The organism is Streptomyces sp. NPDC005070 (assembly GCF_053600395.1).
The window spans coordinates 23,315-35,157 of the sequence record NZ_JBSFZS010000085.1 but is presented as its reverse complement, the minus strand read 5'-3'; the positions used below and the strand labels follow the sequence as shown (position 1 = coordinate 35,157).

Sequence of the window (11,843 nt, the reverse complement as noted above, 5' to 3'; positions counted from 1 at the left end):
TCTGCCCGGAACACCCGGGCGCCGCCCCTTCGTCGTCAGCCGCTGCTTCGCCGTCAGCCACTCCTGCGTCCCCAGCCGCTGCTCAGCCGTCAGCCGCCCCTTCGTCCTCAGCGCGGGCCGGCCGGTCCGTCGCTCGCGCCCGTCGGGTGTTCCTCCGCGAGCGGTGCCGCCTCCAGCCCGGTCGCCCCGGCTATCTGGCACACGGCGGTGAACGCCGACCCCTTGCCCAGGGCGGCCACCCCCGGGAGCTCCTCGCCGTCCCGGACGTCGAGGACGACGTCTCCCGAAGGCTCGTCAAAAGTCATCGACCCCCAGACCGACCGGTCCTTCCGCCCGGGACGCCACCGGAAGTGGACCTCCTCGCGGCCCTTCTCGGCGACGAGGAACGACCGCTCCGAGGCCAGCAGTTCCCCGCGGACCCGCTCCTACCACCCGTCCGCGATCCGCACCGGACGCAGCACGTGCTTCTGCCGGTCGTCCAGCGCCGCGCCGGAGAGCGCGATACCGGCCGTACCGGCCCGCCGCCGCAGCGACCGCACCCCGAAAGCCGCCCAGCCGAGCGTCAGGACCGCCCAGATCAACGGCCTGCCGACCAGCGCGCCGGCCACCGAGTCACGCGTGAAGCCGTCGTCCACGAAGTCGACGGCCATCAGGGGGAGCGCCACCGGCACGCACCTGGCCCCGGCCGCGCGCCAGCACGCCATCAGTAGCTTCACGAGCGGCCCCCCGGCCAGGCCGGCACACCCCGCGCCGAACGGTTCAGCTTCATGCGGCGGATCATAGGAAGGGATTCCTGTGAGGAAGGTGGGGGAAGGCCCCGTCAACCGTCACCAGCACGGTGAAATCCCCCCTCCCCGAGAGGTGCGCATCGGCACAAAACCCCGCACCCCACCCCGTCCGCGGCCGGCTGATCGTGACGAAGCCGTAATGGGCCTGGGCGATCACGCTCCTGACGCACCGGCACGGACTTCCTGCCCCCGGCCGCCGCCGCGCACACCGGCGCGCGACTGATCGTCTTCACAAGGCCCCCGCATTCCGGCCACCTTGTCCGACCGTCTACTGTCGCAGCGACAGCGGGCCCTTGTTCTGGAGCTCAACGCCCGGGGGCCCGCCTCGAATGTGGGGAACCATGCGCAAGTACGCCATAGGCGCCGCCGTGTCCGGCGCCCTGGCCCTGTCCGCCCTGGCCGCGCCGTCCGCGTCGGCCGCCACGCCGGACCTCTCCTTCTCCCATGTGGTGGTGAACAAGGGCAAGCCGATCGTCGTCGGCACCACCAAGACGGTGAAGGTCCCGGTCACCTACACCTTCGTGCGCCCGGCCGACCTCGTCATCGACGACATGAAGAGCGTCGCGGGCATCCTCCTGTACCGCGGGGCGTCGCTCTCGCGGCAGGAGAACGAACTGGGGCCGGACGACGCCCCGACCTGCACCACGACGGCCACGACCGCCACGATGGTCACGCAGTCCTGCACCGAGGCCATCTACATCGAGCCCGGGGACTACCTCTACGAGGCGGCGGACGCCGGCACCTGGAAGGTGGCCGGCTTCTACAGCAGCAACACCTCGGACAACGACGACTCCGACAACCACATCAGCATGCAGTTCGGCTACGACATGTGGGGGGTTCCCGGCTCCACGCAGGTCAAGCGCGCCGCGAAGCTCACCGTCAACGCCACTCCCGAGCCGGTGAAGAAGGGCGCCACGCTCACCGTCAAGGGCGCGCTGACCCGCGCCGACTGGGCGTCCGGCAAGTACACCGGCTACAAGGGCCAGCCGGCCGCCCTCCAGTTCAGGGCCAAGGGCGCCACCGCCTACAAGACCGTCAAGACGGTGACCTCCGGCACCGCGGGCGCCCTGAGCACCACGGTCAAGGCCTCGACCGACGGCTCGTACCGCTACTCGTTCGCGGGCACGTCCACCACGGGCACCGCCACGGCCACCGGCGACTACGTCGACGTGAGGTAACCGAGGCCAGGGCCTCCCCGTACCGCCCGAGCCGCCCCCGCAGCAGACGAACTCGTCCGCGGCGGGGGCGGCTTCGCGCGTTCCGGCGACGACTCCGCGATCCGGACGGCGGTTGCTCTTGACGCCCGCACCACCTCCGGCCTACTTTCCTCGCACCAGCAATAGGAAACTTTCCTAACAATGATCTTGGGTGGACTTCCCGAAGGCACCCCTGGGAAGCTGGTCGGTCGAGGAAGGGCAGGTGGCGACAGACATGGCAGGATCCGCCGGTACGCCGGGCACCCCGCGCGTCCTGCGCGCGATGAACGACCGCGCCGCCCTCGATCTGCTGCTCGCGCACGGGCCGCTCTCGCGGACCCGGATCGGGAAGCTCACCGGGCTGTCCAAGCCCACCGCCTCCCAGCTCCTCGCCCGTCTGGAAGCCGCCGGGCTCGTCCTGGCCACCGGCACCAGCGAGGGCCGGCCGGGCCCCAGCGCCCAGCTCTACGAGGTCAATCCGGGCGCCGCCCACGCCGCGGGTCTCGACGTCACCCCCGAGCGCGTCCTCGCCGCCGTCGCCGACATCACCGGCCGCACGATCGGCACGTACGAACTGCCCACCCCCGGCCGCCGCCCGTCGCAGCCCGTCGTGCGCCAGGTCACCGACGCCCTGGACGGCGCGGTGAAGGCCGCCGGGCTCGCCCGCGACGACGTCCGCCGCCTGGTCATCGCGACCCCCGGCGCCTTCGACCCCAACACCGGCCGGCTGCGCTACGCCTCCCACCTGCCCGGCTGGCACTCCCCCACCCTGCTCGACGAACTGGCCGCGGCACTGCCGATGCCCGTCGAGTACGAGAACGACGTCAACCTCGTCGCCATCGCCGAGCAGCGGCTCGGCGCCGCCCGGGGACACGAGGACTTCGTCCTGCTGTGGAACGAGGGCGGCCTCGGCGCCGCCCTCGTCCTCGGCGGCCGGCTGCACCGCGGCTGGACCGGCGGCGCGGGCGAGGTCGGCTTCCTGCCGGTGCCCGGTGCGCCCCTGGTGCGCCAGGTGACCCGGGCCAACAGCGGTGGCTACCAGGAACTCGCCGGCTCCCAGGCCATCCCCGCGCTGGCCCGCGAACTCGGCGTCCAGGACCTGCCCACCGGCCCGTACACCGAGGTCGCGGCGACCCTCGTCGAACGGGCCGCCGCCGTCGACGCGGGCCCCTACCGGCAGCTCCTGGAGAGGTACGCGACCGGACTCGCCACCGGTCTGGCCTCCCTCGTCTCCGTGCTCGACCCCGAACTGGTCGTCCTCAGCGGAGCCTCGCTCACCGCGGGCGGCGAACCGCTGCGCGCCCTGGTCCAGGCCGAACTGGAGGAGTTGGCCGCGTCCCGGCCGCGCCTCGTGGTCGGCGACGTCCACGAACACCCCGTGCTGCGCGGGGCGCTGGAGAGCGCCCTGGCGGCCACCCGCGACGAGGTCTTCGACACCTCCCGCTGAGTCCGCCCCACTCCGTCGCTCCCCCTTCCCGAGCCCACACCCCGTCATGCCCCGCCCCGTCCTTCGCAGGGAGTTCCCGCCATGCCCGGAATGTCACGAAAGGCGGCCGTCGCACTCGCCGCCTCCGCCTCGATAGCGCTCCTCGCCACCGCCTGTACCGGCCAGTCCGACAGCGGCGGGGGCGACGACGCCTCCAAGGAACAGACGATCAACTTCTGGCACGGCTGGAGCGCGCCGAACGAGGTCAAGGCCGTGAAGTCGCTGGTCGCCGGCTTCGAGAAGGCGCACCCCAACATCCACGTGAACATCGTCGGCAACATGACCGACGACAAGATCAACCAGGCGCTGCGCGCGGGCGGCGACAAGGCCCCGGACGTGGTCTCGTCCTTCACCACCAACAACGTGGGCAAGTTCTGCTCGTCCGGCGCCTTCGTCGATCTGAACCCCTTCTTCAAGAAGGCGCACGTCGACCCCGGGGCGGTCTTCCCGAAGACGATGAGCGAGTACACCCAGTTCGACGGCAACCGCTGCACGGTGCCGCTCCTCGGTGACGCGTACGGGCTCTACTACAACAAGGACGCGTTCGCGAAGGCCGGGATCGCCTCCCCGCCGAAGACCTGGTCCGAGTTCGAGAAGGACGCCAAGAAGCTCACGATCGCCCAGGGCGACTCGTACTCCCAGCTCGGCTTCATGCCGAACTACCACGGCTGGGAGTCCACCACCGAGCACTACTTCGGGCAGTTCTCGCCGACGTACTTCGACGGCGACGGCAAGTCGAACATCGCCAAGGACCCCGCCTTCACGGCCGGGTTCACCCTCCAGAAGAAGCTCGTCGACGAACTCGGCGGATTCAAGAAGCTGGAGACCTTCCGCTCCAAGCTCGGTGACGAGTGGGGCCCCAAGCACCCGTTCCACACCGGCCAGGTGGCCATGCAGCTCGACGGCGAATGGCGGCTCGGCATGGCCGAGGAGGCCAAGCCGGACTTCGAGATCGGTGTCGCCCCGCTGCCCGTCCCGGACGACCGGGCGGACCAGTACGGCAAGGGGTACATCACCGGAACGATCGCGGGCATCCCGTCCACCAGCAAGAAGCAGAACGCGGCCTGGGAGCTGGTCAAGTACATGACCACGAACACGGACGCGGTGGTCGGCTTCGCCAACGACATCCACAACGTGCCCTCGACGCTCGCCGCCCTCAAGTCGCCGAAGCTGAAGTACGACCCGCGCTTCAAGACGTTCCTGGACATCGCCTCGAACCCGAACTCGACGACGACCCCGGCGTCCATCAACGGCGGCACCTACCTCGTGACGATCCAGCAGTTCGGATACGACTACGAGAGCGGCAGGACCAAGGATCTGAAGGCGGGCCTCGCGGCCACGGCCCGGCAGATCGACACGGACATCGCGCAGGCGAAGTAGCCGCACGGACATGAGTACTGTCACGCTCGCCTCGAAGCGCCGCAGGTCGGCGCTGCGGACCCTCGCCTTCATGTCGCCCTGGCTGATCGGCTTCGCGGTCTTCTTCGCCTACCCGCTGATCTCGACCGTCTACTTCTCCTTCATGCACTACGACGGCTTCAGGGCGCCGACGTGGAGCGGGACGCAGAACTGGCGCTACGTCTTCGAGAACTACCCGCTGTTCTGGCCCGCGTTGCGCAACACCCTGTGGCTGGTCCTCGTCATGGTGACCCTGCGGGTGCTGTTCGGGCTCGGCGTCGGACTGCTGATCACGAAGATCAGGACGGGCACGGGTGTCTTCCGCACCCTCTTCTATCTGCCCTACCTCGCCCCGCCGGTGGCCGCCACCATGGCCTTCGCCTTCCTCCTCAACCCCGGTACGGGACCCGTCAACTCGATCCTGGAGAAGGCGGGCATCACGGCACCCGGCTGGTTCAACGACCCCTCCTGGTCCAAGCCCGCCCTGACCCTGCTGGCCCTGTGGGGCATCGGCGACCTGATGGTCATCTTCATGGCCGCGCTGCTGGACGTGCCGACCGAGCAGTACGAGGCCGCCGAGCTGGACGGCGCCTCGGCCTGGCAGCGCTTCCGGTACGTCACGCTGCCGAACATCTCGCCCATCGTGATGTTCGCCGTGGTCACCGGGGTCATCCAGACCATGCAGTACTACACACAGCCGCTGATCGCCGGGAAGGTCGCCTCGGGCGTCATCCAGGGCGCCGGCACGCAGTTCGAGCCCGGCTACCCCGACAAGTCGACGCTCACCCTGCCCCAGCTCGTCTACAACCTCGGCTTCCAGCGCTTCGACTACGGCTCCGCCTGTGTGGTCGCGCTCGTGCTGTTCGCCCTGTCCATGGTGTTCACCGCGTTCCTGATGCGGCGCCGGGGCGGTCTCATCCAGGCAGGTGACTGACCCATGACCCAAGTACTCGACAAGCCGGTGAGGTCGACCGCGCAGGTCTCCCCCGCCGAACGCACCGCCCGCCGCAGGGCCCTCCTGGAATGGGTCGCGGTCCACTCCCTCGGCGTCGCGACCGCCCTCTTCTTCGTGCTGCCCTTCGTGTTCGTGTTCCTGACCTCGCTCATGAGCGACACCCAGGCACTCAGCCGCGACCTGATCCCGCACACCTGGGAGTGGGGCAACTACAAGAAGGTCTTCGACACCCCGGGCTTCCTCACGTGGTGGAAGAACACGCTGCTGTACGCCGGCTTCGGCACGGTCCTGACCGTCGTCTCGTCGATCCCCGTCGCCTACGCCCTCGCCAAGTTCCGCTTCCGCGGCCGGAATCTGTCGCTGATGCTGGTCATCTCGATGATGATGCTGCCGCCGCAGGTCGTGATCATCCCCATGTACCTGTTCTGGGCCAAGCAGCTCGACCTGTCCGGCACCCTGTGGCCGCTGATCATCCCGATGGCGTTCGGGGACGCGTTCTCCATCTTCCTGCTGCGCCAGTTCCTGATGACCATCCCGAACGAGTACCTGGACGCCGCCAAGGTCGACGGCTGCGGGGACCTGCGGACCCTGCTGAAGGTCGTCCTGCCGATGGCGAAGCCCGGCATCGCGGCCGTCGCGCTCTTCCAGTTCTTCTACGCCTGGAACGACTACTTCGGCCCCCAGATCTACGCGTCCGAGAACCCGGGCGCCTGGACGCTCAGCTACGGCCTGGAGTCGTTCAAGGGCGCGCACCACACCGACTGGAATCTCACCATGGCCGCGACCGTCCTGGTCATGGCCCCCGTGATCCTCGTGTTCTTCTTCGCGCAGAAGGCGTTCGTCGAGGGCGTCACGCTCACCGGAGTGAAGGGCTAACCATGAAACTCACCGTGGTCGGCGGAGGGTCGACCTACACCCCCGAACTCATCGACGGCTTCGCCCGGCTCAGGGACACCCTGCCCGTCGAGGAACTCGTCCTCGTCGACCCGGCCGCCGAGCGCCTGGAGCTCGTCGGCGGCCTGGCCCGCCGGATCTTCGCCCGGCAGGGTCACCCCGGCCGGATCGTCACCACCTCCGACCTGGACGCGGGTGTCGAGGGCGCCGACGCCGTGCTCCTCCAACTGCGCGTCGGCGGCCAGGCGGCCCGCGAGCAGGACGAGACCTGGCCGCTGGAGTGCGGCTGCGTCGGGCAGGAGACGACCGGCGCGGGCGGCCTGGCCAAGGCGCTGCGCACGGTTCCGGTGGTCCTGGACATCGCCGAGCGGGTCCGCCGCACCAACCCGGACGCGTGGATCATCGACTTCACCAACCCGGTCGGCATCGTGACGCGCGCCCTGCTCCAGGCCGGCCACAAGGCGGTCGGCCTGTGCAACGTGGCGATCGGCTTCCAGCGGAAGTTCGCCGCGCTGCTCGGGGTCTCCCCCACCGATGTACATCTCGACCATGTGGGTCTCAACCACCTCACCTGGGAGACCGGTGTGCGCCTGGGCGGCCCCGCGGGCGAGAACGTCCTGCCCCGGCTGCTCGCCGAGCACGGCGACTCCGTCGCCGCGGACCTGCGTCTGCCCCTCTCCCTGGTCGAGCGCCTCGGCGTGGTCCCCTCGTACTACCTGCGCTACTTCTACGCGCACGACGAGGTCGTCCGGGAACTGCGCACCAAGCCCTCCCGCGCCGCCGAGGTGGCGGAGATGGAGCGGCAACTCCTGGCCATGTACGGCGACCCGGCACTCGACGAGAAGCCGGAACTGCTGGCGAAGCGGGGCGGCGCGTACTACTCCGAGGCGGCCGTCGACCTCGCGGCCGCGCTGCTCGGCGGGGGCGGCAGCCCCTACCAGGTGGTGAACACGTACAACCGGGGGACCCTGCCGTTCCTGCCGGACGACGCGGTGATCGAGGTGCAGGCCGCGGTCGGCGCCAAGGGGACCGCCCCGCTGCCGGTGCCGGCCGTCGACCCGCTCTACGCGGGACTCATGGCGAACGTGACCGCGTACGAGGATCTCGCCCTGGACGCCGCCCTGCGCGGCGGGCGCGACCGGGTCTTCCGGGCGCTGCTCGCCCACCCCCTGGTCGGCCAGTACGCCCTGGCCGACACCCTGACCGACCAGTTGATCGCGCACAACCGGGAGCACCTCGCGTGGGCATGACGTCAACGGAAACCGGTGCCGGAACGGCCGCCGGGTCCGGCCCCGCGGGCCTCGTACTGGCCATCGACGCGGGGAACAGCAAGACCGACGTCGCCGTGGTGGCCGCGGACGGCACGGTGGCGGGCACCGCGCGCGGGGGCGGGTTCCGGCCCCCCGCCGTCGGCGTCGAGACGGCGGTGGACGCCGTCGCCGACGCCGTGCGACGGGCCTTCGACGAGGCGGGCGTCACCTCGGTCGCCCATGTCTCCGCGTGTCTCGCCAACGCCGATCTGCCGGTGGAGGAGGAGCAGTTGGCCGCCGCGCTGCACGCGCGCGCGTGGGGCGCGGGGGTGGAGGTGCGCAACGACACCTTCGCGATCCTGCGGGCCGGGATCGCCGAGCCACGCGGTGTCGCCGTGGTCTGCGGGGCCGGCATCAACTGTGTCGGCATGCGGCCCGACGGCCGCACCGCCCGTTTCCCCGCCATCGGCCGCATCTCGGGCGACTGGGGCGGCGGCTGGGGTCTGGCGGAGGAAGCCCTGTGGCACGCGGCACGGGCCGAGGACGGCCGGGGCGGGGAGACCGCGCTGGCCCGCACCCTGCCCGCGCACTTCGGCCTGGACTCCATGTACGCGCTCATCGAGGCACTGCACCTGGAGCACATCCCGAACGCGCGGCGCCACGAGGTGACCCCGGTCCTGTTCGCCACTTCGGCGGACGGCGACCCGGTGGCCCGCGCGCTCGTCGACCGTCTCGCGGACGAGGTGGTCGCGATGGCGACGGTGGCCCTGGACCGCCTCGGTCTGCTCGCCGAGGAGACCCCGGTCCTCCTCGGCGGCAGCATCCTCGCCGCCCGCCATCCCCGGCTCGACGACCGGGTCCGCGAACTCCTGGCCGTCCGCGCGCCCAAGGCGGTCCCCCGGGTGGTCACCGCCCCGCCGGTCCTGGGCGCCGCGCTCCTGGGCCTGGACCACGTCCGGGCCGCGGGCGAGATCCACGCGCGCGTGCGGGCGTTCTACGAACGGGACTGAGGAGGCCCGCGGGGCCCGGGCGCCGGGGGCGGCGCCCGGGACTCCGGGACCGTCCACGACCTGGCGCGGAGGGCGGGAACCAATCCGATCCGGAACACGTGTTCATGAGAAGGGGGGTGGCACGGGGGAATCGTGCTGCGCCGTGATCCGAACAAGATCCAGGCAAGGCCTGTGCGGATGCCGGTAAGGGCGGCGATACTTGCCGCCGTGCACGTACGCCGGCCGGCCGCGCCCACCGCGTCCGCGGTGAGCGTGCCCGAACGGATGACCATGGGGGAGGTCGACAGTGACACACCCGCCGAAGGGCAGCGCGGCGCCACCGGGGCAGGGCGTGCCCACGATGCCGGCCGTACCGGCCCAGTCCGGGCCTCCCCGGCCGCCGGGCGGATCCCCCCTGGCCCAGGGCGGGTTCGGCGCCCCGCCGGGTCCTCCCCCGGCTCCCGAAGCGGCACCGCGGCGCACGGCGTGGGCGGAGGGTGTGGACCGGCTGCGCTCCGCGGCGACGACGGAGCCGGGGCGGCTGCGGATCATCGGTGCCCTCCTCGCCCTGCTGGTCGTCGCGTTCGGCTCGGTCACCGCCTGGCAGATGACGGAGCGTTCGGCCGCCGCGGACAACGTGCTGCACAGCAGCCAGCCGCTGAGCGCGAGCGCCGCGGACATCTACCGCTCGCTCGCCGACGCCAACACCACGGCCTCCAGCGGCTTCCTGGCGGGCGGTCAGGAGACGCAGGGCACGCGCGAGCGCTACGAGGAGGACATCAGAACGGCGGCCGCGAAGCTGATCACCGCGGCCAACAGCTCCGAGCCGGGCTCCCCTTCGGCCAAGACGATCTCCCAGCTCAACGAGCTGCTGCCCGAGTACAAGGGCCTGATCGAGCGGGCCCGCGCCAACAACCGGCAGGGCTACCCGCTGGGCGGCGCGTATCTGCGGTACGCGAACGACACGATGCAGCAGGAGATGCTCCCGAAGGCCGAGCAGCTCTACCTGAGTGAGAACCGGCGGCTGAACGCCGACTACGCCGACGCGAAGCCCTACCCGTGGGCGGCGATCGCCCTCGGCCTCGTCGCGCTCGGCGCCCTCGCGTGGGCCCAGCGCCGCAACTACCACCGTACGAACCGGGTGCTGAACCAGGGCATGGCCGCCGCCACCGCGGCGTCGCTGGCCGTGCTCCTGTGGCTCACCGTCGGCCACACGGTCGCCCGGTCCGGACTGAACGAGTCGTACGACCACGGGGTCCGTTCCCTGAACGTGCTGCACGACGCCCAGATCGCGTCCCTGAAGGCGCGGGGCAACGAGAACCTCACCCTGGTCAGCCGGGGCGCGGAGACCAAGACCCTGGCCGACGGCAAGACGACCAAGGACCTGTACGACTACAACTTCGACCAGGACATGAAGGCGCTCACCCGCCGCCTCGCCGAGGCGGCGGGCCTCGCGAACGACGGCTCGGGCGAGAAGCCCGTCCAGGCCGCGACCGCCAACATGGAGGTCTGGAAGCAGCGTCACGCGGAGGCCCGCAGGGCCGACAACGACGGCGAGTACCAGGTCGCGCTGGACCGGGTCATCGGCTCCGTCGACAAGAAGCCCACGGGTGAGTGCTTCGACGGCGTCGACAAGAACCTGGGGATCGCGCTCACGCACGAGCAGGACGAGTTCCAGCGGGCGGCGGGCGACGGCCTGGGCGCCATGACCGGCCTCCCGCTCGGCGCCGCGGTCCTCGCCGTGCTGGCCGCCGCGGGCGCGGTGCTCGGCATCGGCCGCAGGCTTTCGGAGTACCGGTGAGAGGGGGAGCGGCGATGAACGCACGACGTCTGCGGGCGAGCCTGAAGGGCTGGGGCGGCGTGGGCGCGATGGCGCTCGCCTGTGCGACGGCCCTCGTCCTCGCGCTGCTGCTGCCGAACTCCGCGCGCGGGGACGGCGTCACGGGCGCCGGCGGACAGGGCGTGGCCCATGGCACCCAGGCCAGGGCCGCGCAGTGCACCGACCCGCAGAACCAGAGTCCCGCCCCCTCGGGCGCGGACGGGCCGACGATCGAGGCCATCAAGAACCGCACGGACCGGCGGCTGATCGTCGGCGTCGACCAGAACAGCTACCACTGGGGCTACCGCGACCCGAACAACCCGGAAGCCGGCAGCAACCTGGAGGGCTTCGACATCGACCTGGTCCACGCGATCGCCAAGGACATCCTGGGCGACCCGGACGCCGTCCAGTTCCGGGCGATTCCCACCAGCCAGCGCATCCCCGCGATCCAGAGCGGCAAGGTCGACATGGTCGTGCGCACGATGACGATCAACTGCGACCGTCTCCAGCAGGTCGCGTTCTCCGCGCCCTACTTCAAGACCGGCCAGCAGGTGCTGGCCCCGGCACAGTCCTCCGTGACGGGGTACGACAAGAGCCTGGCCGGCAAGAGGATCTGCTCGGCGTCGGGCTCCACCGCCTACGATCGGCTGACGGCCGACCGGGACGCGGGCCGGCTCGCCTCCGGCGCCAAGGTCTCCCCTCCCGTGCCCAACCAGCTCGACTGCCTGGTGCGCCTCCAGCTCGGCGAGGCCGACGCGGTGGTGACCGACGGGGCGCTCGCCGCGAGCCAGGCCGCCCAGGACCCCACGGTCGCGCTCAAGGGCGGCACCTTCACCACCGAGTTCTACGGCGTGGCGATGAAGAAGGGGTCGGACGACGACCTGGTACGCCGGGTCAACCGGGTCCTCGCCGACTACCGCAAGGACGGCTGGCGGCAGTCGTACGACAAATGGCTCGCTCCGACCCTCGGGCCCGAATCCCCCTCGGAGGACCCGCCGGTCGCCCAGTACAAGCAAACGACCTGATACGACTGGAGAGTTGCCCGGCGGCACACACCGAGCCGCCGGG

Annotated in this window: 11 protein-coding genes; 9 read left to right on the top strand and 2 right to left on the bottom strand. The window is 71.1% G+C overall.

Features of this window, described 5'->3' with window-relative positions; genetic code table 11:
• Window positions 1–107: 107 nt before the first annotated feature.
• Together ACWEBX_RS25935 and ACWEBX_RS25930 are read right to left on the bottom strand one after the other, a co-directional pair.
• Window positions 108–305, bottom strand: coding sequence for a hypothetical protein (locus tag ACWEBX_RS25935; RefSeq protein WP_451887216.1), 198 nt, complete (start codon window positions 303–305; stop codon window positions 108–110).
• A 120-nt stretch (window positions 306–425) separates the two neighbouring features.
• Window positions 426–665 (bottom strand): hypothetical protein, encoded by a 240-nt coding sequence (locus ACWEBX_RS25930; RefSeq protein ID WP_451887215.1) that lies wholly within the window; start codon window positions 663–665, stop codon window positions 426–428.
• 464 nt (window positions 666–1,129) lie between these two features.
• Here ACWEBX_RS25930 and ACWEBX_RS25925 point away from each other — a divergent pair, with 464 nt between their 5' ends.
• The 9 genes from ACWEBX_RS25925 (at window position 1,130) to ACWEBX_RS25885 (ending at window position 11,800) form a co-directional block, all read left to right on the top strand.
• Complete coding sequence (locus tag ACWEBX_RS25925; RefSeq protein WP_451887214.1) at window positions 1,130–1,966, top strand: hypothetical protein; 837 nt, start codon at window positions 1,130–1,132, stop codon at window positions 1,964–1,966.
• A 253-nt stretch (window positions 1,967–2,219) separates the two neighbouring features.
• Window positions 2,220–3,431, top strand: coding sequence for an ROK family transcriptional regulator (locus ACWEBX_RS25920; protein ID WP_451887213.1), 1,212 nt, complete (start codon window positions 2,220–2,222; stop codon window positions 3,429–3,431).
• Between the two features lie 81 nt (window positions 3,432–3,512).
• Window positions 3,513–4,850 carry an ABC transporter substrate-binding protein gene (locus ACWEBX_RS25915; protein ID WP_451887212.1) on the top strand — a complete coding sequence of 446 codons (1,338 nt, stop codon included), beginning with the start codon at window positions 3,513–3,515 and terminating at the stop codon, window positions 4,848–4,850.
• A gap of 10 nt (window positions 4,851–4,860) precedes the next feature.
• Entirely contained in the window at window positions 4,861–5,802 is a 942-nt protein-coding gene (locus ACWEBX_RS25910) for a carbohydrate ABC transporter permease (protein ID WP_355763075.1), read from the top strand.
• A gap of 3 nt (window positions 5,803–5,805) precedes the next feature.
• Window positions 5,806–6,699: a carbohydrate ABC transporter permease gene (locus ACWEBX_RS25905; RefSeq protein WP_451887211.1), complete on the top strand. Its 894-nt coding sequence runs from the start codon at window positions 5,806–5,808 to the stop codon at window positions 6,697–6,699.
• A gap of 2 nt (window positions 6,700–6,701) precedes the next feature.
• A complete protein-coding gene (locus tag ACWEBX_RS25900) occupies window positions 6,702–7,967 on the top strand; it encodes a 6-phospho-beta-glucosidase (protein WP_451887210.1) in 1,266 nt (421 codons plus the stop codon).
• Complete coding sequence (locus ACWEBX_RS25895; protein ID WP_451887209.1) at window positions 7,964–8,977, top strand: N-acetylglucosamine kinase; 1,014 nt, start codon at window positions 7,964–7,966, stop codon at window positions 8,975–8,977. The genes ACWEBX_RS25900 and ACWEBX_RS25895 overlap by 4 nt, the downstream gene beginning before the upstream one ends.
• 286 nt (window positions 8,978–9,263) lie before the next feature.
• Window positions 9,264–10,757 carry a hypothetical protein gene (locus tag ACWEBX_RS25890; protein ID WP_451887208.1) on the top strand — a complete coding sequence of 498 codons (1,494 nt, stop codon included), beginning with the start codon at window positions 9,264–9,266 and terminating at the stop codon, window positions 10,755–10,757.
• A 14-nt stretch (window positions 10,758–10,771) separates the two neighbouring features.
• Window positions 10,772–11,800: a glutamate ABC transporter substrate-binding protein gene (locus tag ACWEBX_RS25885; protein ID WP_451887207.1), complete on the top strand. Its 1,029-nt coding sequence runs from the start codon at window positions 10,772–10,774 to the stop codon at window positions 11,798–11,800.
• Window positions 11,801–11,843: the final 43 nt, after the last annotated feature.